Origin of the sequence: Caballeronia sp. PC1, from assembly GCF_021353155.1 — a bacterium.
GTDB classification, from domain to species: Bacteria; Pseudomonadota; Gammaproteobacteria; order Burkholderiales; family Burkholderiaceae; genus Caballeronia; species Caballeronia cordobensis.
On sequence record NZ_JAJUBH010000001.1, the window covers coordinates 993,815 to 1,017,857 of the forward strand.

20 protein-coding genes are annotated in these 24,043 nt (G+C 62.3%); 7 read left to right on the top strand and 13 right to left on the bottom strand.

Going from position 1 to position 24,043, the window contains the following annotated elements; translation table 11 throughout:
* Nucleotides 1–23 precede the first annotated feature (23 nt).
* From LY284_RS04785 to LY284_RS04795, 3 genes are all read left to right on the top strand, one after another.
* On the top strand, nucleotides 24–1,583 hold the full coding sequence (locus LY284_RS04785) for a Re/Si-specific NAD(P)(+) transhydrogenase subunit alpha (RefSeq protein WP_014191451.1): 1,560 nt from the start codon (nucleotides 24–26) through the stop codon (nucleotides 1,581–1,583).
* Between the two features lie 10 nt (nucleotides 1,584–1,593).
* Nucleotides 1,594–2,991 carry a Re/Si-specific NAD(P)(+) transhydrogenase subunit beta gene (gene pntB / locus LY284_RS04790; protein ID WP_014191450.1) on the top strand — a complete coding sequence of 466 codons (1,398 nt, stop codon included), beginning with the start codon at nucleotides 1,594–1,596 and terminating at the stop codon, nucleotides 2,989–2,991.
* Nucleotides 2,992–3,105: 114 nt separating this feature from the next.
* Nucleotides 3,106–4,122 (top strand): 2-dehydropantoate 2-reductase, encoded by a 1,017-nt coding sequence (locus LY284_RS04795; RefSeq protein ID WP_041730404.1) that lies wholly within the window; start codon nucleotides 3,106–3,108, stop codon nucleotides 4,120–4,122.
* A 55-nt stretch (nucleotides 4,123–4,177) separates the two neighbouring features.
* Here LY284_RS04795 and LY284_RS04800 read toward each other — a convergent pair whose 3' ends face one another.
* The 11 genes from LY284_RS04800 to LY284_RS04850 form a co-directional block, all read right to left on the bottom strand.
* Entirely contained in the window at nucleotides 4,178–5,320 is a 1,143-nt protein-coding gene (locus tag LY284_RS04800; RefSeq protein WP_014191448.1) for an amidase, read from the bottom strand.
* On the bottom strand, nucleotides 5,317–5,832 hold the full coding sequence (locus tag LY284_RS04805; RefSeq protein WP_233384708.1) for a nuclear transport factor 2 family protein: 516 nt from the start codon (nucleotides 5,830–5,832) through the stop codon (nucleotides 5,317–5,319). The genes LY284_RS04800 and LY284_RS04805 overlap by 4 nt, the downstream gene beginning before the upstream one ends.
* Before the next feature lie 84 nt (nucleotides 5,833–5,916).
* Nucleotides 5,917–6,291 carry a tautomerase family protein gene (locus tag LY284_RS04810; protein ID WP_041731068.1) on the bottom strand — a complete coding sequence of 125 codons (375 nt, stop codon included), beginning with the start codon at nucleotides 6,289–6,291 and terminating at the stop codon, nucleotides 5,917–5,919.
* Nucleotides 6,292–6,346: 55 nt separating this feature from the next.
* Nucleotides 6,347–6,847 carry an aromatic-ring-hydroxylating dioxygenase subunit beta gene (locus LY284_RS04815; RefSeq protein ID WP_014191445.1) on the bottom strand — a complete coding sequence of 167 codons (501 nt, stop codon included), beginning with the start codon at nucleotides 6,845–6,847 and terminating at the stop codon, nucleotides 6,347–6,349.
* Nucleotides 6,844–8,127 (bottom strand): Rieske 2Fe-2S domain-containing protein, encoded by a 1,284-nt coding sequence (locus tag LY284_RS04820; RefSeq protein WP_014191444.1) that lies wholly within the window; start codon nucleotides 8,125–8,127, stop codon nucleotides 6,844–6,846. The genes LY284_RS04815 and LY284_RS04820 overlap by 4 nt, the downstream gene beginning before the upstream one ends.
* Before the next feature lie 285 nt (nucleotides 8,128–8,412).
* Nucleotides 8,413–9,717, bottom strand: coding sequence for an MFS transporter (locus LY284_RS04825; RefSeq protein WP_233384710.1), 1,305 nt, complete (start codon nucleotides 9,715–9,717; stop codon nucleotides 8,413–8,415).
* Nucleotides 9,718–9,846: 129 nt separating this feature from the next.
* The gene (locus LY284_RS04830; protein ID WP_014191442.1) at nucleotides 9,847–10,767 is read right to left on the bottom strand and encodes a LysR family transcriptional regulator; all 921 of its coding nucleotides are present in this window, start codon (nucleotides 10,765–10,767) and stop codon (nucleotides 9,847–9,849) included.
* Between the two features lie 42 nt (nucleotides 10,768–10,809).
* Complete coding sequence (locus LY284_RS04835) at nucleotides 10,810–11,484, bottom strand: hypothetical protein (RefSeq protein WP_041730402.1); 675 nt, start codon at nucleotides 11,482–11,484, stop codon at nucleotides 10,810–10,812.
* Nucleotides 11,485–11,486: 2 nt separating this feature from the next.
* Nucleotides 11,487–12,005 (bottom strand): flavin reductase, encoded by a 519-nt coding sequence (locus LY284_RS04840; protein ID WP_014191440.1) that lies wholly within the window; start codon nucleotides 12,003–12,005, stop codon nucleotides 11,487–11,489.
* 28 nt (nucleotides 12,006–12,033) lie between these two features.
* Complete coding sequence (locus tag LY284_RS04845; protein ID WP_233384719.1) at nucleotides 12,034–13,224, bottom strand: acyl-CoA dehydrogenase family protein; 1,191 nt, start codon at nucleotides 13,222–13,224, stop codon at nucleotides 12,034–12,036.
* A gap of 33 nt (nucleotides 13,225–13,257) precedes the next feature.
* Nucleotides 13,258–14,610: an MFS transporter gene (locus tag LY284_RS04850; protein ID WP_085952604.1), complete on the bottom strand. Its 1,353-nt coding sequence runs from the start codon at nucleotides 14,608–14,610 to the stop codon at nucleotides 13,258–13,260.
* A 338-nt stretch (nucleotides 14,611–14,948) separates the two neighbouring features.
* On the opposite strand from LY284_RS04850, the gene LY284_RS04855 reads away from it, so the two are divergent.
* The 4 genes from LY284_RS04855 (at nucleotide 14,949) to catA (ending at nucleotide 18,791) form a co-directional block, all read left to right on the top strand.
* A complete protein-coding gene (locus LY284_RS04855) occupies nucleotides 14,949–16,151 on the top strand; it encodes a porin (protein WP_041731064.1) in 1,203 nt (400 codons plus the stop codon).
* 183 nt (nucleotides 16,152–16,334) lie between these two features.
* Nucleotides 16,335–17,471 (top strand): muconate/chloromuconate family cycloisomerase, encoded by a 1,137-nt coding sequence (locus tag LY284_RS04860; RefSeq protein WP_014191436.1) that lies wholly within the window; start codon nucleotides 16,335–16,337, stop codon nucleotides 17,469–17,471.
* Nucleotides 17,472–17,495: 24 nt separating this feature from the next.
* Nucleotides 17,496–17,786, top strand: coding sequence for a muconolactone Delta-isomerase (catC, locus tag LY284_RS04865; RefSeq protein ID WP_014191435.1), 291 nt, complete (start codon nucleotides 17,496–17,498; stop codon nucleotides 17,784–17,786).
* Between the two features lie 69 nt (nucleotides 17,787–17,855).
* Nucleotides 17,856–18,791, top strand: coding sequence for a catechol 1,2-dioxygenase (catA, locus tag LY284_RS04870; protein ID WP_014191434.1), 936 nt, complete (start codon nucleotides 17,856–17,858; stop codon nucleotides 18,789–18,791).
* Between the two features lie 146 nt (nucleotides 18,792–18,937).
* On the opposite strand, the gene LY284_RS04875 is transcribed toward catA, so the two are convergent.
* Together LY284_RS04875 and LY284_RS04880 are read right to left on the bottom strand one after the other, a co-directional pair.
* Nucleotides 18,938–22,588: a hydantoinase B/oxoprolinase family protein gene (locus LY284_RS04875; protein WP_233384722.1), complete on the bottom strand. Its 3,651-nt coding sequence runs from the start codon at nucleotides 22,586–22,588 to the stop codon at nucleotides 18,938–18,940.
* Between the two features lie 50 nt (nucleotides 22,589–22,638).
* The gene (locus LY284_RS04880; protein ID WP_045450582.1) at nucleotides 22,639–23,946 is read right to left on the bottom strand and encodes an MFS transporter; all 1,308 of its coding nucleotides are present in this window, start codon (nucleotides 23,944–23,946) and stop codon (nucleotides 22,639–22,641) included.
* Between the last annotated feature and the right edge of the window lie 97 nt (nucleotides 23,947–24,043).

Sequence of the window (24,043 nt, forward strand, 5' to 3'; positions counted from 1 at the left end):
AACCGTCGATTGGGAATTTAGTCATGCAAATGATGATTGCTGTGCCGCGGGAGCGCTATCCCGGGGAGCGTCGCGTCGCGTTGACGCCGGAGGTAGTCGGGCATCTGCTGAAGCTCGGCTTTGAGGTCACCGTCGAGGCCGGCGCGGGTGAACTCGCCGCATTCTCCGACGACGCCTATCGCGCCGCGGGTGCGCGGATCGCAGAGAATGCGCCGTCACTCTATGCGCGCGCGGATATCGTCGTGAAAGTGCGCGCGCCTTCCATTGCGCCCGTGGGCGATGAAGTCGAGTGGTTGCGCGAAGGATCGACGCTGATCAGCTTTATCTGGCCCGCGCAGAACGCGGCGCTGTTGACGCGCCTCGCCGCGCGCAACGTCACCGCGCTCGCGATGGACTGCGTGCCGCGCATCTCGCGCGCGCAGAAGCTCGATGCATTGAGTTCGATGGCGAATATGGCCGGCTATCGCGCGGTGATCGAAGCGGCGCACCAGTTCGGCCGTGGCTTCATGGGGCAGATCACGGCGGCAGGCAAGATCGCGCCGGCGAAAGTGATGGTGATCGGCGCCGGCGTGGCAGGACTGGCGGCGATCGGCGCGGCGCGCAGTCTCGGCGCGATCGTCCGTGCTTTCGATACGCGGCCCGAGGTGCGGCAGCAGGTCGAGAGCATGGGCGCCGAGTTTCTCGAACTCGACTATGTCGAGGACGGCGGCGGCAGCGGCGGCTATGCGAAGGAGATGAGCGCGGAATTCATCGCCGCGGAAATGGCGCTGTTCGCGGCGCAGGCAAAGGACGTCGACATCATCGTGACGACTGCGCTGATTCCGGGCAAGCCCGCGCCGAAACTGATCACCGCCGACATGGTGCGCAGCATGCGCCAGGGCAGCGTGATCGTCGACATGGCGGCGGAGCAGGGCGGCAACTGCGAGCTCACGCAGCCGGGCGAGGCGGCATCCGTGGAGGGCGTCACGATCGTCGGGTATACGGATCTCCCGTCGCGCATGGCGACGCAATCGAGCCAGCTGTACGCCACGAATCTGCGGCATCTTCTGACCGATCTGACGCCGCAGAAGAACGGCGAGATCGTGGTCAATACCGATGACGAGGTGATCGGCGGCGTGACTGTGGTGCTGCGCGGCGAGGTGAAGTGGCCGCAGCCCAGGAAGCCTCAGCCTGCCGTTGCCGCGCCCGCTGTGCCGAAGCCCGCGCCGACGATTGCCGTGACCGTCGAGCAGAAGCGCCGCGCAGGATGGATCGGCGTGGCCGGGCTCGTTATCTCGGCGGCATTGCTCGCGGCGCTGGGGGCCTTTGCGCCGCCCGCGTTCGTCGCGCACTTCACCGTGTTCGTGCTCGCCATCTTCGTCGGCTATCAGGTCGTATGGAACGTGACGCCCGCATTGCACACGCCGCTCATGAGCGTGACGAACGCGGTCAGCGGAATCATCGTGACGGGCGCGCTGCTGCAGGTCGGCACGCCGAATCATCTGGTCGCGATTCTCTCCGGCCTCGCGATTTTGGTCGCGACGATCAATATCGCGGGTGGCTTTCTCGTCACTCGACGCATGTTGAACATGTTCCAGCGCTAAGGAGATCGGCATGCAGAATGGAATCGGAAGCATCGCCTATCTGGCGGCGAGTGTGCTGTTCATCCTGAGCCTGCGCGGGCTCAGTCATCCATCGACGGCGAGGCGCGGCAACCTCTATGGCGTCGCCGGCATGGCTATCGCCATCGTCACCACGCTGTGGCTCAACGGGGGAGCCGCGTTGCCGGTCGTCGCCGTGCTGATGGCGATCGGCATAGCGGGCGGCGCGCTGCTCGCACGACGCGTCGAGATGACACAAATGCCGCAACTCGTTGCGGCGCTGCATAGCTTCGTGGGTCTCGCGGCCGTGCTGGTCGCCATTGCGAGCTATCTGTCGCCGGCGTCGGGTGCGGAATCGGGCGGCGTGGCGCAATCGATCCACAACGTCGAGATTTATCTTGGCGTGTTCATCGGCGCGATAACCTTCACCGGATCGATCGCTGCGTTTCTTAAGCTGCAGGGTGTCGTAGGAGGCAAGCCGCTGCTGCTGCCGATGCGGCACACGCTGAATCTCGTCGGCGTGATCGCGTGCATCGCGCTCGGCTATCTGTTCCTCACGGCGCCCGATGCGAATGAAGGCATCAGCACGCTGCTCACGATGACCGCGATCGCCGCGCTGATCGGTGTGCATCTCGTGATGGCGATCGGCGGCGCGGACATGCCGGTGGTCGTGTCGATGCTGAACAGCTACTCGGGCTGGGCCGCCGCCGCGACCGGCTTCATGCTCAGCAACGATCTGCTGATCGTGACCGGAGCGCTGGTCGGATCGAGCGGGGCGATTCTGAGCTACATCATGTGCCGCGCGATGAACCGCAAGTTCCTCGCCGTGATTCTGGGCGGGTTCGGCACGGCGACGTCGACGGCTGCGAAGGCGATCGAGGGGGAAGTCGCGCCAGTCACCGTCGACGAGGTCGGCTCGCTGCTGCGCGATGCGTCGGAGGTCGTCATCGTGCCTGGCTACGGCATGGCGGTCGCGCAGGCTCAGGCGACGATCAGCGAGATCACGAAGAAGCTGCGTAGCAAGGGCGTGAACGTGCGATTCGGCATTCATCCGGTGGCGGGCCGCTTGCCGGGGCACATGAACGTGCTGCTGGCGGAGGCGAAGGTGCCCTATGACATCGTGCTCGAGATGGATGAAATCAACGACGACTTTTCCAACACGGACGTCGTGCTGGTGATCGGAGCAAACGACATCGTGAATCCGGGCGCGCTCGAAGACCCGGGCAGTCCGATCGCCGGCATGCCGGTGCTCGAAGTGTGGAAGGCGCGAACCGTGGTCGTGTCCAAACGAAGCATGGCGGCAGGCTATGCCGGTGTCGACAATCCGCTCTTCTATAAGGAGAACACGCGGATGCTGTTCGGCGATGCGAAGGGCAGTGTCGATGCCTTGCTCAGTCATCTTGGCGCGTGAGAACGCGTCCATTGCGGTGACAGAGCACTGCATATAGCGAAGCATTGGCTTCGGGAACTGAAGCGAAGCGGCGTTTCAGTTCCCGGCATTCTTGATGTGGGACAGGGAGTAACGATGAAGATCTGTGTCTATGGCGCCGGTGCTATCGGTGCATACCTTGGTGCGCAGCTGGCGTCTGCCGGCGCTGACGTGAGCTTCGTCGCGCGTGGTCCACACCTCGCTGCGATGCAGGAGAATGGCGTACGGCTGCAAATCGATGGCGAGGAACGTGTCGTCAAGGTCCGTTGCGCGTCGGATCCGCGCGAGCTGGGTCGACAGGATTACGTGGTCGTCGCATTGAAAGCGCATTCGGTGCCGGGTGTCGTCGATCAGATGCAGACGTTGATCGGGCCGGACACGGCGATCGTCACGGCGGTCAACGGGATTCCCTATTGGTACTTCTACAAGCATGGCGGGGAACTGGAGGGCACGACGCTCGATAGCGTCGATCCCGGAGGGAAGCAATGGAGCGCGCTCGGACCGGAACGCGCGATCGGTTGCGTCGTCTACCCGGCTGCCGAGGTCGTGGCGCCGGGTGTCATCCGCCATGTGTATGGAAAAAAATTCCCCATCGGCGAACCCAATGGGGAACGTAGCGAACGCGTTCAGAAGCTACATGAAATCATGACCGCGGCGGATCTGGACGCGCCTGTCCGCGAGAAGATTCGTGATGAAATCTGGCTCAAGCTGTGGGGCAATCTCTGCTTTAACCCGATCAGCGCATTGACTCATGCGACACTCGATGTCATTACGGGTAATCCGGCTACGCGCGCCGTGTCCAAGGCGATGATGCTGGAGGCCAAAGCGATTGCCGATCGCTTTGACGTGCATTTTCGTGTCGACGTCGAAAGACGTATTGACGGCGCGGGTGCTGTCGGCGCGCATAAGACGTCGATGCTCCAGGATCTCGAGGCAAACCGTCCGATGGAGATCGATCCACTCCTCACCGTGGTTCAGGAAATGGGGCGTCTCGTCGGGCAGGCGACGCCGACGATCGATACGGTGCTGGCGCTCATCAAGCTGCGAGGACAGATTGCGGAGCAGTCGTACCGGCCCGTGGAAAAATCGGCGCCTGTAGTCGCAACGGCCTAACGGACTTGTGCGGGGAGGCGCGCACGACTCTTTTCGACATGACTTGCGCTCTTCTCTAAGCATGCGAAGCGAGTGTCGCTTCGATGCGTTCGGCGACCGCGCAAACCGTCTCGTCCTCGCCTTTCCGGCCGACGATCTGCAACCCCGCCTTCAGCGACGTTCCTTCGATCGGGACGGGTAACGTCAGCGCCGGATGTCCGCTCAGGTTGAAAGGCCGGATAAGCGACGACATTGCGATCACCGAAGTGCCGGCTCGCGCGGCCTCGATCGTGATCGGCAGTGACGGCATGGTCGGAAGGACGAGGACGTCCGCGTCTTCCAGCACGTGGTCTACCTCATTGGTGAAGTCCCGTCGAATGCGCTCGGCTGCGTCGAGCTCGGAAACCTGGGTGTTAGCGGCTGTGCGCAGACGCGCGAGGATGTCGGCGCCAAGCTTGCCGCTGTCGACGAGATGACCGAACGCACGCCACGTCTCGGCGTTGATGATGGCAAGCCCGGCCGTGAAGGCATCGCGCATGAATTCCAGCTGTACGCCGCGCGATGCAAAGCGGCTGCGTGCGACGGCCGCCGCCACCGCATGGCGGATTTCGCCGGCGGCTTCCACTTCGGGCAGCGCGACGCGCAGCCCTGTCGCGTCGCGGCGCGCACGACCGCCCTGGAATGACGGATCGATGGCGAGCATGACGTCGATGATCGTGTTCATGTCCCGTGCAAACGGGCCAACACAGTCGAGCGATGTTTGGCGCGGGGCGACGCCTTCACGCGACACGCGCCCGAAGGTCGGCTTCAGACCGATGACGCCGCAGCATGCCGCTGGGCAACGTACAGAGCCGCCGGTGTCCGTGCCGAGCGCTGCATCGACGAGGCCCAAGCCCACCGCTGATGCCGAGCCGCTCGACGATCCGCCGGGAATGCGCGCCGGATCTTGTGGGTTGACAGGCGTCCCACTGAATTCGTTGATGCCCGTCATGCCGAAGGCGAGTTCGTGCATGTTGGCCTTGCCGGAAATGCGCCAGCCCGCATCGAGGAGACGCTGCACGACGGGCGCGTGCCGCAGCGCGGGCGCTGAATCAGCGAGCGCTTCGCTAGCCGCGGTCGTCGGATAGCCGGCTATGTCGATGCTGTCCTTGATCGCAATGGTGGGCGCATCGTCGGTGGCATGCGAGGCGAGATCGAATTCCTGCAAAAAGGCACTCATGCACGGACTCCTTGAGCGGCGTTGACCAGCCACGGCGCGTCGAAAAGGCGCTCGGTACGAAAGTGACGAATCAGCCAGACGTCGTCACGGTGCGGCGACGGCGTGAAATCCACTTCCAGCCGCGCCGCGATGAGTTCGGCTTTTGCATCGACATAGCCGGATGCCTGCAACATGATCCAACGGCCTTTTGCCGTATCGCCCTGCACGTCGATATGCTCGCTCGTCAGAAAGTGAACGTTCGTCGCGAAGTGCGGTGTGGGCGGCAGGTAGCGTTGCAGCATCTCGACGATAGCGCTCGGCCCCTGCAAGTGGCCGAATTTGTCCGCATACTGCGGACCGATCCCTTCCCACACGGCGTCATGGCAGAAGAGCGCTGCGAGCGATTCGCCTTCCAACGCGCGTGCCGGCACATCGCAAAGCGCCATGTACCGCGCGATGGTCTTGCGCACCGCGTCCTGCGCTTCGAGCAGGCGCAAGCGTGCCTGCAGGCTCCTGATGATCGTGTCCGTCATGGCTTCACGCCTTGTTGGTAACGGCGGGTGGGTCCGTCAAGAAATTCTGCGTGAGGCCGCACCAGAAAAGCACGCGCATTGGACTTATCGCCCCAACGCGCGTGCGGTCTTGCCGCCGAGGCCGAAATCGGTATTGGGGATGTCTTTGATCATCACGCGCGTGGACTGCAAGGACACATCCAGCACGGATGCACTGGTCTCGGACAGGTGCGCGATCAGCGCTTCTTTTTGCGCCTCCGTCCGGCCTGCAATCAGAATGGCGATGATGACCGGCAACGCAGCGGGCGTCGGCTTTCCGCCCAACCCGATGTTCGAGACCGGCAACTCAGACAGCAAAATGCGAACGGATTCGGCGGGCGCACCGATGGCGTCGACGGTCGCCCGCGTCAGACCGTCAATGAGCGATGCTTTGCGCTCGTCGGAGTGACCTTGAGGCAGATAAACTTCGAGGGTCGGCATGATCAGGATAAGAATGCGCATCGGCGCAATGCATGCACCGATGCTCGATTGAAGTTCAAAGCAGGAAGCCGATGGCGTTCAGTGCTTCGGTTGAATTGATCAGGCGGATAACCTTCTCGACGAGCCGAAGTTCGCCGTTTGCCATGCTGATCTTGTGCGTCAGGTCCGCAGCGAAGATAGTCGATACGCCGCGCTTGTACGCAATGATGATCTGCGACGAGTTCACTTCGACGATGTCCGCGCTGTCTGAAGACCGCGTGAAGCGCGACAAGGTACGCACAGTACGCGCGGCGTCGGAGGCGGACGCCGAATAGCCGGATGTCATGCGTTGCACACGCAGCTCGCGCATGTGCTGGTCGTCGAACGCATAGTTCAGTGTCGCGGCGTAGTCGGTCGTGTCGGGATCGATCGGCACCACATAGATACCTTTCGGATCCCATAGTTCAAGCCATGCGCGGTAGTCGCGCCGGTCCAGGAGTTCCGCTTCGCGCCAGAGGAATTCGATTGCCCGCGCGAACGTCTGATCGGTGAAGAGTGCGTTGCGTTCGTCCATCATGCTTGCTCCATCATTGCGCGCCATTGCTTATAGGCTTCGCGCATGCCGGTTTCGTCGGTTGCGTGCGCAGTCTTCTCACCGTTCGGTGCGGTGGTTTCGCGGTTAAGGCCGCGGTTCACGAGGTTAGGTACGTCGGGACCGGCGTATGAGCCGCGCTGCACGCGTTCCCATGCTTCGGCATCGTCGGGGCTGCCAAATCCGAACGGCCCCTGGAAGTGTTCGTGAATGCGCAGCCGCACCCGGTTCGCTTCCTCGGGGCCGCCGTCCATGGCGAGCGCAACGTGGCGAATCTCTGTCTCGTCCGCCGAGATCGGGCGCAGCACGCGGAAGAACGCCATCGACAAGGCGAGGTTCGGGAACAGATTGAGATTGAAGCCGACGCCCATAAGCGAACGCACGATTCGCCGCACTTCCTCCGGCGTTTGCTTTTGTGCGAGTTGCGCGGCGAGTTCGTTGAAGCGGTCGGGCAGCGGCGCGCCATCGTCCTTGTCCAGGTCGACGATTTCCGGCACCAGCACCGCGAGGCTGTGGCCGTTGCCGAGCGAGCGGCAGAACGCGTCTTCGCTCGTCATGAAGCTCGTAATCACAGCGGCCGTTTCATCGTCGATGGACTTCATCCAGGACTTATGCACGACGGGGAAGTGATAGAGGTCGGTCGTGTTCTCGAGCTGGATTTTCCAGTTGCCCTTGAACTTGAACTTGTGCTCTCCGTTCGCCTTGATCGGATAACCCGCGCCCTGCTTCATGAAAAGATCGATCCACGGCTTGGCGCCGCCGAGGAAGTCTTCGAGCGATTCGATGTTTTCATTGAAGCTCGCGAAAATAAGGCCCTGATACACGCCCACGCGCAACTTCTTGAGCGGCAGATCGCCCTTCTCACACACGCCTTCGTAACCATCGCCGTAGGGCAGGGCGCGCAGCGCACCGTCGAGCGCATAGGACCAGCTGTGATACGGGCACGTGAAGCCTTTTGCGTTTCCCTTGTGCTCTTCGCACACGGTTGCGCCGCGATGACGGCAACGGTTCTGCAACACGTTGACGGCCCCGGTCTTGTCGCGCACCACGATGACGGGCTGACGGCCAATGGTCGTCGTCACGAAGTCGCCCGGTTTGGGCAATTCGCTTTCGTGTGCAACCCAGACCCACGTCTTGTAGAAGATGCGTTCGAGTTCGGCTTCGAACAGGTCAGGATCGTAGTAGAGCGAAGGGGCAATGCGATCGTGCTCGGCGCGCCTGGCGAGCGCGCTGGTGTCGATGGTTTGGTAGATCGGCGTACTCATCGTATTCCTGGGGAGAAGTTGAGTGGCTGAATGAGCGACTAACACGAGCTTGACCATGCACTCGGCGCATCCTCTCGATGACATCAGTCTCGCTATTCAACGATCATGCGTCAAATCGATTAAAAACAGGGCGACAAATCAGTGAGGCTGATATCTGAAACGTGCACGCCAGCACGGGGGAACGGGAACGCGACACGCAGCAGCAGTTAGCGTTTGTGCAGTGAACGCGTGGGCGATGGGCGAGTGTCATGATCGTCAGCGCGATCAAGTGCGAGAGGTACCGGCTTAGCGCTGACGCGTTTCCCGCGTAAAGCGCAGCGTGACGACCGTGATGAGACTGAGCACGATGAGGAAAACCGCGACGGGCCAAGACGCGTGATAGTGCGACAGTAACGCGGTTGCGAGGAGCGGCGACAGACCGCCCGTGAAGATCGAGGCCACTTCATGCCCGAGCGCGACGCCAGAGTAGCGCACTTCCGTGCTGAACAATTCGCCGACAAGCGCAGGCAAGGTGCCGATCATCGCGCCGTGGCAGACGGCGGTGCCCAGAACCAGCGCAAGCCAGATAAGCGGGGTTGAATGCGTGTCGAGCAGCCAGAAGAACGGGAAGGCCATCACCGCAAGCGAAGCGGCGCCGATCATGTACACAGGCTTGCGTCCGATGCGATCGGAGAGCTTGCCCCACAGCAGCATCGCGACCATTTCGACGACCATCGCGAGCATGACGCCGGTGAGCATCGTCGAATTGGGAATGCCGACAAACTTGCCGTACACGAGCGAGAACGCGAGGAAGATGTAAGCGCCGCCGTTTTCCGCGACACGCAGACCCATCGCCATCAGAATTTCTTTCGGATGACGCTTGATGGCTTCGAGCACCGGCATGTGTGATGTCTTGCCGGCTTCTTCCGCGTTCTCGAAGTCGCGACTCTCGGGCAGGCTATGACGAATGTAGACGCCAAGCGCAAAGATCACGATGCTCGCGAGAAACGGCAGACGCCATCCCCACGAGATGAACTGCTCGTGCGGCAAGGCTTGCACCGCGAGGAACGCCGCCGAAGACAGCACGAAACCGCCGCCCACGCCGAGCTGACTCCATGCCGCGTAATAGCCACGCTTTTCGGGTGGCGCGTTCTCGCTGATCATCAGCACGCCACCGCCCCATTCGCCGCCGGACGCGATACCTTGCAGCAGGCGAAGCGCGACAAGGGCGACCGGCGCCCACAGACCCACGTGATCGTAAGTCGGCAACAAGCCGATGCCGAAAGTCGCGAAACCCATGATAAGCAGCGTCCAGACGAGCGACGCGCGCCGTCCGTAACGGTCGCCAATATGGCCGAACACAATGCCGCCGAGCGGTCGCGCGACAAAGCCCATTGCGAACGCGGCGAACGCGCCGAGCGTGCCGATCAGTGGATCGGCGTTGGCCGGAAAGAACAAGGTGCCGAAAACCAGCGCGGCCGCCGTGCCGTAGACGAAGAAGTCGTACCACTCCATCGCATTACCCGCGACCGACGCGATGACAATACGTCTGAGGGCGCGATCCGGCGTCGCCGCGCTGCGCTCGGCGCTCGGGGAATGAACTGTTGCCATGTCTGCTCGCATTGAATGAGTAGGACTGAGGCCTTTGGAAGCCTTCGCATGACAGACAGTGTCGAGTTGAGACTGATAGCCGTCAAATTCGCCGAAAAGAAGTCCTGATATCAGCGCGGCAAATAAGTGTCAGTTTTCGGGCTGACGAAACATCGCGGAGAGGGTCTCGCGCAACCACGCGACGCCCGGATCGTTGGCGAACTGTGTGTGCGAATGAATCTGTATTTCGATGGGGGGTAAAGCGAAGGGCAGGGGCAGAATGCGGAAGGCCTTGCCACGATTGAACCGCCGCGCAATGCTCTTGGGGAAGATGACGGCGAGGTCCGTGTTCATCACGATCTCAGGCGCAACGACAAAATGCGGCAATCGGACGATGACATCGCGCTTGAGATTAAGCTCGTCCAGCCATTGCTCGACCATGCGATGACCCGTCGCGTTGGTGCTGGCGTAGACGTAGCGCAAGGCGGCCAGGTCTTCGCGTGTCGGCCGTGACTTGGCTAAGGGATGATGTGCGCGCACCACGCAGACATGCTCGTCGACGAATAACGTCTGGCTCACACATCCCGCGTCGAGACCCGGCACATAGCCCAGAGTAAGATCGATTTCTCCGGCGCGCATGGCGGCGCTTACGGATTCCACCGGAACATTGACCACTTCGATGCGAACGCCGCGCGCCTCGCGGTCGAGCAGCGCCAGAAGCGGTGGCAGGAAAAAGAACTCCGACATGTCCGACATCGAGATGCGAAAGACGCGTCTCGCCGTCGCGGGATCGAACTTGGCAACCTGCTGGACGGCTTCATTGATGATCGACAACGCCTGCGCGAGCGGCGGGTACAGTCGATGCGCAGCATCGGTCGGCACCATGCCGCTGGGCGTGCGCACGAAAAGTGGATCGTCAAACAGCGTGCGTAAGCGACGTAGCGCGTGACTGACCGCAGGCTGCGTCAATTCCAGACGGTCGCCGGCGGCGGTGAGGCTGCGCAGATCCCAGATGGCGAGGAACACGCGCAACAGATTCAGATCGGCGAGACCGAGGTTGAGCTTGGTCATACGGTTCACTCACGAACGAGCGCAGGTCGCGCCATGCGGGTATCAATGTGTGGCGAGATTACCGTATGTGCTGCGCATTGCAAAATGCGGCGTGCCTCCTTGATAGGGTGGCAAGGTATGGAAATCGCGGCGCATCAGGTCGCGCACCGGCGAAGCGAGTGCGTCGGCGAGCGCTGACGCGTCGTCGAATACGACCTTGTTGCGTTGCATCGCGTCCGCGCGCGCACACGGCAGGCCGATGGCGCACTCGATGCGCGTATAGATCTCCACCTCACGCAGCGCGGGCAAGGTGGACATCAGAGGCGCGTGATGCTGCAGGTAATGTGCGAGCCATGTGTCGAAGTCTTCGGCCGGGCCTTCGTACGCGACAAGATAAGTACACCGCTGCGGGCGCGCTTGGCCTCCCGGCGTGGATGACACTAGCGCGCGCACCGCCATGACTTGCTGCGCGAAGCGCTCGACTTCCGATTGTGCCTGCAGCACGCGGTGAATCGGCCCATCGCGGGTCGCGGCCGCTTCGAGCGCGGCGAGTTCATCGAAATATAACTGCAGCACGCACGATGGCGCATTGGCAGCCGGCGGTATGCGCGGATCGACCCTTTGCGCGATAGGTTCATGCTCGATGAGGTTGCGCAAGCCGTCGATGCGCCGCAGCGGCGCGACATCGAGCAGCGGTTGCTGTTCGCTCGCACCGATCAGAAACAGGCACACTTGCATGGTCACGCCGTCTCGCAGGATACGGCCGCACGGGCAAGCCGATGAAACTGCCGGCCGAAGTACACGAGGCCGTCGCCGCCTTCCCCGGAGCCGATGTGTTCTACCTGTACGAAAAGAACCGAATGCGAGCCGACCTGTTTGCTGTCGACGATGCGTCCTTCGAGACTCGTAATGGCATCGTCGAGCACAGGAAGTTGCAGTGCGCCCGGCCGCGAGCCGCAACGCGCGAAGCGTTCCTCCATCGAGCATCCATCCATGCCCGCAAAAATGCGCGCCAGTTCCTGCGCGTGCGCGCCGAGCACATTGATGCACGCGCGGCCGTTGTTGAGCAGCACGTCGTGAACATAACTCGACTGATTGATGCAGACGAGCATCGTTGGCGGCGTATCGGTCACCGAGCAAACGGCGCTTGCCGTGATACCGCTGCGTCCGTGTGGTCCGTCCGTGGTGATGACGTTGACGGCCGCGCCGAGCGAGGCCATTGCGTTGCGAAATTGTGCACGCGCTTGATCGTGGGTCATGGCTGGTGTCCTTTCAGGGTTCGCAGATTCAGGGATACGGCGTGACGGGCGGAATGCCCACGAAGATCGCGCCCGATGCGTCGTAATTGCCTTCGCCGAGGAAGGCGTGTTGGGTGACAACGATCGAATCGCGTACCAGACGCTGCATCCGGTTCTCGCGATAGATCGCGCCGATGCCCGCCATCTTGTACGCCTGCATGACGATATCGGCGCAGGTGTGGGCCGCGTGCGTGGCCGACAGACGCAACAAATTGGCTTCTGCCGGCAACACCGGGTCGCCAGCGAGCACCGTGCGCCAGGATGTTTCCGCGCACTCGAAGAAGAACGCCCGCGCACTGCGCAACTGCGCTTCCGCGTGTGCGAGCCCCGAGCGATAGTAGGCGCGATCGGCAAGACGCGGCGCACCTGTCGTCGTCTTTGTCACCCCGGACATTCCCGCCAGCAGATCGAGCGCGGCGCGCGCGAGACCGATGTTCACTGCCGCATGGACCTGGGCCTGGTAGGCAACGGCGGGATACCGATAGAGCGGTTCGTCGATCAATGGCGTGCCCCCGCGCACGAAGGTCCATTGCTCCTCGACGTATTTGTCTTTCAAACGCAGATCGTGGCTGCCCGTGCCCTGCATGCCGACCACATTCCAGTTATCGACGATCTCCACTTCGCTCGCCGGGAAGACGGCAGTGAAAGGCTTGCCGGCGTTCTTATCGTCTGTGCTAGCAGGTGCCCCGCCGATTCCTACGCCGATCCAGTCCGCACCCTTGCAGCCGCTGGCGAAGCGCCATTGTCCCGACACAAGGAAGCCGCCGGGCGCGCGCTCGGCCTTTTGCAGCGGATACAAGCCGCCCGCGAAAACCTGATCAGGACCGGTTGCGTAAGTACGCGCCTGCGTTTCGACCGGAAGTGACGCGAGGTACGTGTTGGCGGAGCCGAATGCTGCGACCCAGGCGGCTGAACCGTCCGCGATCGCGATGCGTTCGAGCATCTCCAGGAAGCGCGCAGGCGGCAGCGCGTCGCCGCCAAAACGCTTGGGTGTGCTCGCGCGGAAAATGCCCGCGCGCTTCATCTTGCCAACCATATCGCGCGGCACGTGAGACACGACATCGAATTCGTCGCGGCGGCGCTCGATTTCTTCGATCAGCGCATCGAGCGACAGGGTTCCCGCGTACTCGGGATAGTCGTTTTGCGAATCGATGATTGCTTCGCTTTGAAGGGCTTGCATGCTTGATACCTCTCGGTTAATGGTGTGTCGATGTCATTCGGCTTGCTGACGTGCTGCGGCGCGCATCGCTTTGGGATACGTCTCGCGCGCGAGCAAGGTAGCGATGACGGTGATGAGTCCGAGCACGCCCAGGTAGATGGCGACCGGCACGGCGCTGTGATAGTGCGCGAGCAGCGCGGTGGCGATCATCGGGGAGAGGCCGCCACCGAGTACGGAAGAGACTTCGCGTCCGATGCCGAGTCCGGAAAAACGCAGATGCACCGGCAACATTTCGCTGATGAACGCGGGTTGTGCGCCTTCGAGAATGCCAAGCGTGATGCTGTTCGCCAGGACGAGCGCGGCAACGACCTTCCAGTACTCGCCTGAGCCGAGCAGCGCAAAGTACGGCCATGCGACAAGCACGATGGCGATCGCACCGGCGAGATACACGGGTTTGCGTCCGACCTTGTCGGTTACCCAGCCGAAGAACAGCGAAACCGGGATCATCAACAGCATCGAAATACACAGACCGCTGAGAATCCAGCTCGACTTGATGCCGAGGAACTGCCCGTAGGCGATCGAAAATGCGAAGAAGAGGTAGGACGCCGCGCCTTCGCCGAAGCGCAGGCCGAACACCGTGAGCACTTCGCGCGGGCATTGGCGCAGCACTTCAATGACAGGCATCCGGCTTTCGTGGCGCGTCTTCTTCACTTCGGCGAACGCGGCGCTCTCTCCAACGGAGCGGCGCATCCAGAGGCCCAGGAGGACGAGTGCGGCGCTGGCGAGAAACGGAAGGCGCCAGCCCCAGCTCTGAAAATCACCCGCCGGAAGGTTCTGCACCAGAAGGAAAGCGCCCGTGGACAAGACAAAGCCGAGTGCGGCGCCGCAGGGGCTCCATGCCGCGAGCGCACCGCGCTTCGATTGCGGCGCGTTCTCGTGAATGAGCAGGATACTGCCGCTCCATTCACCGCCTGCTGCCAGCCCCTGAAGAATGCGCAGCAATACCAGCATGACGGGCGCCGCAATGCCGACCTGCTGATACGTGGGCAAAACGCCCATCAGGACCGTGGCGGTGCCCATCGTGAGAAGGGTAAGCATCATCACCACCTTGCGGCCGTAACGGTCGCCGATATGGCCGCAAAGCACTCCGCCGATCGGCCGCGCAATAAAGCCGACCGTGAAGCCGCCGAATGCGGCGATGGTGCCGGTCAGCGGATCGGTGCCGACGGGAAAGAACAGCTTGCCGAAAACAAGCGCGGCGGCGGTGCCGTACAAGAAGAAGTCATACCACTCAAGGATTTGGCCGAGCACTGCCGTGGTGACGGCACGGCGCACATTGCTTACGGGACGCGCGGGTCGGGATTGAGCGAGCGCGCCTAGATCGGAGTTCAGAGCTTCAGGGTTCATGGTGGGAGAAAACATGATGTGATGGTTCCCGCTTCCCTGATGCTCAAGAAGCGGCGCGGGTCGTATCGATGCGATGTGCCCACGATATGAGCCTCGACAACAGCGGTCAAATTCGGGACAAAAATGGGCGACATGAATTTGGTGCATGTGCCTCCGCGTTCCGTACGTGCTAACCCTCGCGTTGCATCACATATCAATCACGCTTATCGACCGTCATGCTTTTGGTTTATTTGCCGCGTGAAACGTGCGACCGCAGACTGCGTGGCGCATCGCCCTCATCACTGCAATGAACCTTCATTGCGTCATTAAATAGAACGGCTCGCATGGAACCCGAACGTATGAGACTTGCCTTGGGAACTTCTCTGGCGCTACTTGCAATTGCAGGCACGGCGCAGGCGCAAAGCGCGGTGACCCTGTACGGAATCGTCGACGATGGCTTCAACTGGACCTCGAACTCAGGCGGTCACAATCTCTACAACCTGTCGAGCGGCGTTATGCAGGCCAGCCGCTGGGGGCTGAAGGGTAGGGAAGAGCTTGGTGGCGGACTCGCCGCGTTGTTCGTTATAGAGAACGGCTTCGATCTCAACAACGGCTCGCTCGCGCAAAAGAATCGCGGCAGTACCCAGGGCCTGATGTTCGGTCGGCAGGCGTACGTGGGCTTGTCCAGTGCTTACGGCACCGTGTCGATCGGGCGTCAATACGATTCAGTCGTCGACTATGTGGGCCCGTTCGAGTCCGGCACGCAGTGGGCGGGATATATCGGCGCTCATCCGGGCGATTTGGACAACCTCAACAACGCATATCGGGTGAACAACGCCATCAAGTTCGCTAGTACGCAATACTACGGATTTACGTTTGGCGGCGTCTATAGTCTCGGCGGTGTGGCCGGCGCGGTCTCGCGCAACCAGCTATGGTCGCTCGGTGCGGGCTACGCGAACGGGCCGCTTACGCTGGGCGTCGGCTACCTGAACGCGCGCAATCCGAACGTCGGTTTCTTTGGTGACAACGGCGCGAGCACCCCGCCCGCCGCGAGCGCGAACTTCATCTCGTCGCCGGTGTATAGCGGCTATGCGTCGGCGCGCACTTATCAAGTGGTCGCGGCGGGCGCGGCCTACGCATTCGGACCGGCCACCCTGGGTGCGACATACTCCAACGCGCAGTTCAAAAACCTCGGCGATACCGTGAACTCCGGGCCCAATCCGCGGGGGTACACCGGCAATGCAAACTTCAACAACGTCGAAGTCAACTTCAAGTATCAACTGACGCCCGCGCTCGTGCTCGGCGCGGCATTCGACTACACGAAAGGCGGCGATGTCGATTCGGCTACCGGCAACGTTCCGGGCGCGAAGTACTATCAGGGCGCCCTGGGCGCCGACTACTTCCTGTCCAAGCGAACCGATGTCTATTTGATCGGCGTGTACCAGAAAGCATCAGGCATCGATTCCACCGGCACCGCTGCGGTTGCGGCGATCAACAACCTCACGCCCTCGACGAGCGACCGCCAAAGCACGGTCCGCGTGGGCATCCGCCACAAGTTTTGAAGCGATGTCTCGAGTGCGAGCGTGCGGGCGCACCTAGGGCATGCTCGCTCTTCAACGTAAATCGAATCATCAACGGTATGGATAACATCACGCACATTTGATCTATTTGACGAATGTGGTGCGACCAAATTAACGTGTCGTCGAACTGGCCAACATCCTGTCGGACGTACCGAACCTATCGCAATGACTTCAGCGACGATCGAACGCATCGAAACCTGTCTCGTCGACCTGCCGACGATTCGCCCCCACAAGCTTTCCGTCGCCACCATGCACGGCCAGACGCTCATGCTGGTGAAGGTGTTCTGTAGCGATGGCATCACGGGAATTGGCGAAGCCACGACGATCGCCGGCATGGCGTATGGTCCGGAGAGTCCAGAGTCGATGAAGCTCGTGACCGATGCGTATCTTGCACCCGCCAGCATCGGCCGCGATGCGACGCGCGTTCAGTTGCTCATGGCACATCTCGCCAAGCTTGTCAGGGTCAATCACTTCTCGAAAAGCGCGCTGGAAACCGCGTTGCTCGATGCGCATGGCAGGCGCCTCGGCGTACCGGTCAGCGAACTTTTGGGCGGGCGGCACCGCGAGCGTCTGCCGGTGGCCTGGACGCTCGCATCGGGCGATACAGACAGGGACATTGCGGAAGCAGAGATGATGCTCGAGCGCCGTCGGCACAGGATCTTCAAGCTCAAGATCGGCGCGAAGGAAGTCAAGGCAGACATCAAGCACGTCGCCGACATCAAGCGCGCACTCGGCGATCGAGGGTCCGTGCGGGTGGACGTCAACATGGCCTGGAGTGAAACGCAGGCGGCATGGGCTATTCCCGCGCTTGTCGATGCAGGCTGCGATCTGGTCGAGCAACCCGTCGCATCCGCGGCAGCGCTCGCGCGCCTGATGCGCCGTTTTCCCGTCGTCTTGATGGCGGACGAAATCCTGCAAGGTCCCCAAAGCGCGTTCGAAATCGCGAAGCAAGCAGGCGCCGACGTCTTCGCGATCAAGATCGAACAAAGCGGGGGGCTCTTTGCGGCGCAGCGTGTCGCCGCCATTGCCGACGCGGCGGGGATCGAGCTTTACGGCGGGACCATGCTGGAAGGGGCGGTTAGCACGATCGCGTCGGCACAGCTTTTTGCGAGCTTGCCCAACCTGCAATGGGGCACCGAGCTTTTCGGTCCGTTGCTCATTACGGAAGAAATCCTCACACAACCGCTGGATTACAGTGACTTTGGACTCACCGTGCCGAACGGCCCTGGCCTCGGCATCGAGTTGGACACAGACCGGATCAAACGCTTTACGCGTGACGGACTGGTCAAGGTCATCAAGTAGCCGAATTTCTGACGAGAAAACAAGATGCTTTTCCACGTACGCATGGATGTGAACCTTCCGCCGGATATGCCCGCGAATGCCACCGACGAAATCAAGGCGCGTGAGAAAGCCTATTCGCAAGCCTTGCAGCGCAGCGGCAAGTGGCGGCATATCTGGCGGCTCGCAGGCGAGTACGCGAACTTCAGTATCTTCGACGTCGAAAGCAATGCTGAACTGCACGACATCCTCACTGCTTTGCCGTTGTTCCCGTACATGAGCATTTCAGTGACGCCGTTGTGCCGTCACCCGTCGTCGGTTCGCGAAGACGACGCGTGACATCCAGCGTGGTGTCGCAAGAGAGCAGACGCTGCGCCATACCCCGCAATACCCTATGGAGACAACATCGTGAGCGTCAACGTTTTTGAAGCGAAGGAAGTTCAGGACCTGCTTTCGGCCGCTGCCAATCTCGGTAGCGAGGACGGCAATGTACGGGCAAAGCAGATCACGCATCGGCTGCTAAGCGATCTGTTCAAAGCCATCGACGATCTTGACATGACGCCCGATGAAATCTGGGCCGGCGTGAACTACTTCAATCGACTCGGTCGCGATGGGGAAGCGGCATTGCTCGCCGCGGGTCTCGGTCTCGAGAAGTTCCTTGATATTCGCATGGATGCAGAAGACCGTCACGCGGACATTCACGGCGGCACGCCGCGCACCATTGAAGGTCCGTTGTATGTGGCAGGCGCGCCGCTGCGCGACGGCGTCGCGAAGATCGACATCAACTCAGACGAAGAGGCTGGGCCGCTTGTCATTCGCGGCACCGTCACTGGTCCCGACGGCAAGCCTGTCGCCGGTGCCGTCGTTGAATGCTGGCATGCCAATTCAAAGGGTTTCTACTCCCATTTCGATCCGACCGGCGCACAAAGCGACTTCAATTTGCGCGGTGCGGTGAAGACGGGACAAGACGGCAAATACGAGTTCCGTACGCTCATGCCCGTAGGCTACGGGTGTCCGCCGCACGGTTCGACGCAGCAATTGCTGAACGTGCTCGCACGGCATGGCAATCGTCCGGCGCACGTGCATTTCTTCGTCACAAGCGACAACTTCCGTAAGCTGACCACACAGATCAACATCGAAGGCGATCCGCTGATCTGGGACGACTTTGCGTACGCGACGCGCGAGGATCTCATTCCTCGCGTGGTCGAGAAGACAGGCGGCGCTGCGCTGGGTCTCAAGGCCGACGCATATAAGGAAATCGAATTCGACATCGGGCTGACTCGATTCGTCGAAGGCAAGGACAATCAGCTCGTTAATCGTCAGCGTACGTCGGCGACGGCATAAGTTCGCGAAGCGACGGCGTTCGCGTAGGGCGTTAGCGACGTCGCCAACGCCTCAAGCCGAACCGGGACCGGGTTGCGGGCGGGCGGCCGAGCCGGCAGCTCGGGGCAATAAGCCCCTGGATAGAAGCCGGCTCAACCGCAGCGGCCTTAAAGCGGGAACGCCTGCGCCGAATCTCCAAAACCCCCACCGCCCGGCGTTTCCACCACGAACACATCTCCCGGCCCCATTTCGACACTCGCGATATGACCTAGCGTGACGATCTGACCATCCGCGCGCTCCACGCGATTGCTGCCGCGTTTTCCCGCCAGCCCGCCACGCGCGCCGAAAGGCGCATGAATGCGGTTATTCGACAGAATCGACGCCGTCATTGGCGCAAGAAAACGGATGCGCCGGATCGCGCCATTGCCGCCGCGCCAGCGTCCCGCGCCACCCGATTCCGCGTTGATCAGATGCGATTCGAGCCGCACCGGGTAGCGCCATTCGAGCACTTCGGGATCGGTGAGGCGCGAATTGGTCATGTGCGTCTGCACGGCGTCCGCGCCGCCGAAACCATCGCCCGCGCCGCTGCCGCCCGCAATCGTCTCGTAGTACTGGTAGCGCGCGTCGCCGAACGTGAAGTTATTCATCGTGCCCTGGCTCGATGCCACGATGCCGAGCGCGCCATACAGCGCATTCGTGATCACGGACGACGTCTCTACGTTGCCCGACACCACCGCCGCCGGATAAACGGGGTTCAGCATCGAGCGCTCCGGCACGATCACCGAAAGTGGCTTCAGGCAGCCGGCGTTGAGCGGAATATCGTCGCCGACGAGGGTGCGGAACACATACAAGACCGCCGCCATGCACACTGCCTTCGGCGCATTGAAGTTGTTCGGCAACTGCGCGGATGTGCCGGTGAAATCGACTGTGGCACTGCGCGTGGCGGCATCGACGCGAATCGCCACGTTGATCACGGCGCCGTTATCGAGTTCGTAGCGATAGCTGCCGTCCTTCAGTGCGCCGATCACGCGGCGCACCGCTTCTTCCGCGTTGTCCTGCACGTGACGCATGAAAGCGAGTACCACGTCGCGGCCGAATTGCGCGACCATGCGGCGCAACTCGTCCACGCCTTTCTGATTCGCGGCCACCTGCGCGCGCAGATCGGCCATATTCTGCGCGATATTTCGCGCGGGATAACGGCCCGATGCGAGCAAGGCGCGCGTTTCGGCGTCGCGCAACACGCCCGCGGACACCAGTTGCCAGTTGTCGATCAGCACGCCTTCCTCGTCGATATGCGACGAAGAAGCCGGCATCGAACCCGGCGTAATCCCGCCGATATCCGCATGATGACCGCGCGAGCCGACGTAAAAGAGCGGCTCGGAAGAACCGTCGGCGAACACGGGCGTAATCACGGTCACGTCGGGCAGATGCGTGCCGCCGTGATACGGGTCGTTCAGCATGAACACGTCGCCGTCGCGCATCGCACCCCGGTTGCGCTCGATCACCGTCTTGATGCTTTCGCCCATCGAGCCAAGGTGCACCGGCATGTGCGGCGCATTCGCGATCAGGTTGCCCGCGTCGTCGAAGATCGCGCACGAGAAGTCGAGGCGCTCCTTGATGTTCACCGAATACGCCGTGTTCTGCAGACGCAAACCCATCTGCTCGGCAATCGACATGAACAGGTTGTTGAAGATTTCGAGGCGCACAGGGTCGGCGTCGGTGCCGATGGAGCGGCGCGTGGCGAGCGGTTGCACACGCGTCATCACCACGTTGCCCTGGCTGGTCAGCACCGCTTGCCAGCCCGGCTCCACCACGATCGTGCCGTTCTTTTCGGCGATGATCGCGGGACCGTCGAGCGTGTCGCCCGCACGCAACGTATCGCGCTGATAGAGCGCGGTGTCGTGCCATGCACCGCCCGAATACATCCGCACGACAGTCTGCGCACCGAGTGCGTTGTTTGCGTCGCGAGGCGCAAGGTCGCTCGTATCGACGGGAGCATCTGAATGACCGATCGCTTCGACGGACGCAAGCTCGGCGATGAGCGGCGTATCCGCCATCAGAAAAGCGTAGCGTTGACGATAAGCCGCCTCGAACGCGGCGCGCATTTCGTCGACAGGGCCTGCCGGCACGGAGAGCGGCGAATCGGTTCCCTGATAGCGCAGATGCACGCGCCGCTCGGTCGTGATGAGCGCGGCATCCACGTTCTGTTCGAGCAGGGCACGCGTGGCTTCGTCGGCGAGGGCATCGAGTGCGGCTTCGATCGTGGGCAGCGAAGTGTCGTCAAGCTTGATTTCGAGGGCGCGTTCGCGCATGGCCGTCTGGTCCGCGAGACCCATGCCGTAAGCGGAGAGCACGCCCGCAAGCGGATGCGCGAACACGCTCGTCATGCCGAGCGCGTCGGCCACGCCGCATGCGTGCTGGCCGCCGGCGCCGCCGAACGTCGTCAGCACGTATTGCGACACGTCGTGGCCGCGCTGCACGGAGATTTTCTTGATCGCGTTCGCCATGCTGCCGATCGCGATCTCCAGATAGCCTTCCGCGAGGGCTTCGGGCGTGCGACGCTGGCCTGTCGCCGCGAAGATTTCATCGGCGAGTGTCTGGAAGCGTTTTACGACCACGTCGTGATCGAGCGGCTCGTTCGCATGCGGACCGAACACGCGCGGAAAATAGTCGGGCTGGATCTTGCCGAGCATCACGTTGCAGTCCGTGACGGCGAGCGGACCGCCGCGCCGGTACGCAGCCGGGCCGGGGTTCGCGCCGGCCGAATCGGGGCCGACACGCAGACGCGCGCCGTCGAAGCCGAGCACGGAACCGCCGCCGGCCGCCACCGTGTGAATGCTCATCATCGGCGCACGCATGCGCACACCGGCCACCTGCGTTTCGAACACGCGCTCGAACTCGCCGTTGAAGTGCGAGACATCCGTCGACGTGCCGCCCATGTCGAAGCCGATCACACGCTCGAAGCCCGCCGCCTGTGCCGCGCGGACCATGCCGACGATACCGCCCGCCGGTCCGGAGAGAATCGCGTCCTTGCCCTGGAACACGTCCGCGCGCGTCAGGCCGCCGCTGCTCTGCATGAATTGCAGATTCACGCCCGGCATTTCGTGCGCGACCTGATCGACGTAACGGCGCAGGATCGGCGAGAGATACGCGTCGACCACCGTCGTATCGCCGCGCGAAACCATTTTCATCAGCGGCGACACTTCGTGCGAGACGGAGATTTGCGTGAAGCCGATACGACGTGCCAACGCCGCCAGTTCGCGTTCATGCGAGGTATGGCGATAGCCGTGAATCAGCACGATGGCGAGCGCGCGGATGCCGCTGCCATAGACTTCACGGAGCGCGCGTTCGGCCGCGGCGTGATCGAGCGGCGCGACGATGTCGCCTTGCGCACTCATGCGTTCGTCAATTTCCACTACGCGCTCGTAGAGCGCCTCGGGCAGCGCGATGTCGAGATCGAAAAGACGAGGACGGTTTTGATACGCGATCCGTAGCACGTCGCGAAAGCCGCGCGTCGTGACGAGCGCAACCGGTTCGCCTTTGCGTTCGAGCAGCGCGTTCGTCGCGACTGTCGTGCCCATTTTCACCATCTCGACGTCGTGCGGCGTGATGGCTTCGCCGTCGCGCAGTCCGAGCAGATGACGAATCCCGGCGACCGCCGCATCGCGATACTGCTCGGGGTTCTCGGAGAGCAGCTTGTGCGTGGTGAGCGTGCCGTCCGGGCGGCACGCGACGATGTCGGTAAAGGTGCCTCCGCGGTCAATCCAGAATTGCCAGCGGGATGGCGTGCAAACATCGGAGTGGTGATCTTGCTTCATGGTGTCGAGAGGTGCGATTCGAAAGAGGTAACGGAGTGAGAGCGCGTTGTTCAGGCCGATTCGAGTTCGCGGCCACGCGTTTCCGGCAGCGTGAGCGCGGCGAGGATCAGCACGCCATACGCCGCCACCGCGAACATCCCGATGCTCGTGCCGAGCCCGTAGCGGCTCGACAGCGTGCCGATCAGCACGGGAAAGAGCGCGCCGATCGCGCGGCCGACGTTGTAGCAGAAGCCCTGTCCGGAGCCGCGTACGCGGGTCGGAAAGAGTTCCGTGAGAAACGCGCCCATACCGGAGAAGATGCCCGACGCAAAGAAGCCGAGCGGAAAACCGAGCCACAGCATCGACGCATTCGTGAGCGGCAACGACGTGTACGCGAAGGCAATCGCCATCGAACCGAGCGCGAACAGAATGAAGTTCGGTTTGCGGCCGATGCGGTCAGTGAGCCAGGCGCTGCACAGATAGCCGACATACGAGCCCGCGATGATCATCGCCAGATAAGCGCCCGTACCCATCACAGTGAGATGACGCTCGGTCTTGAGGAAGGTCGGCAGCCACGTCGTGATCGCGTAGTAGCCGCCTTGTGCGCCGGTGGTGAGGAGCGCGGCGCGCAGCGTCGTCGAAAGCAGGCGCGGCGCGAAGATTTCGGTGAAGCGCGGTTTGTCTTGTGCCTCCTGCTGCGCCACCTTCGCCTGTTCGAACACTTCAGGCTCTTTCACGTAGCGGCGAATGAAGACCACGAGCAGCGCCGGCACGAGACCGATCAGGAACAGCGCGCGCCATGCAAGCTCGGGCGCCATCACGGAGAACAGCACGGCATAGAGCAGGGCGGCCATGCCCCAGCCGAGCGCCCAGCCCGATTGCACGAGGCCGACCGCCTTGCCGCGATCGCGTGCGCGGATCACCTCGCCGATCAGCACGGCGCCCGCTGTCCATTCGCCGCCGAAGCCGAAGCCCATCAGCGTGCGCGCGGCGAGCAACTGGCCGTAGTTTTGAGCGAGTCCGCACAACGCGGTGAACACCGCGAACCACAGCACGGTGAGCTGCAACGTGCGCACGCGGCCGATGCGGTCGGACAGAATCCCCGCGATCCAGCCTCCAAGCGCGGACGAGAGCAGCGTCATCGTGCCGATGAAACCGGCGTCCGCGAGCGAAAGGCCCCACGTGGCGACGAGCGTCGGAATGACGAAGGACAGCATCTGCGTGTCCATGCCGTCGAGCATGTAGCCGACCTTGCAGCTCCAGAACGCGCGGCGTGCGCGCGGTCCCGCTTCGGCGTACCAGGAAAGCTGCGCGCCGTCTGCCGTCGCCTTCAGATCGGCGGCATCGTCGACGTTTGCCGTGAATGTCTTGCTGTCCATCTGCTGCTCCTGTGGATAGACGCATGAGTAACAAGCGAAGCCGCTTCGAAGCGTGGGGATGCGTCATTCCCTCCGGACCGCGGGGCCGGATAGCTTC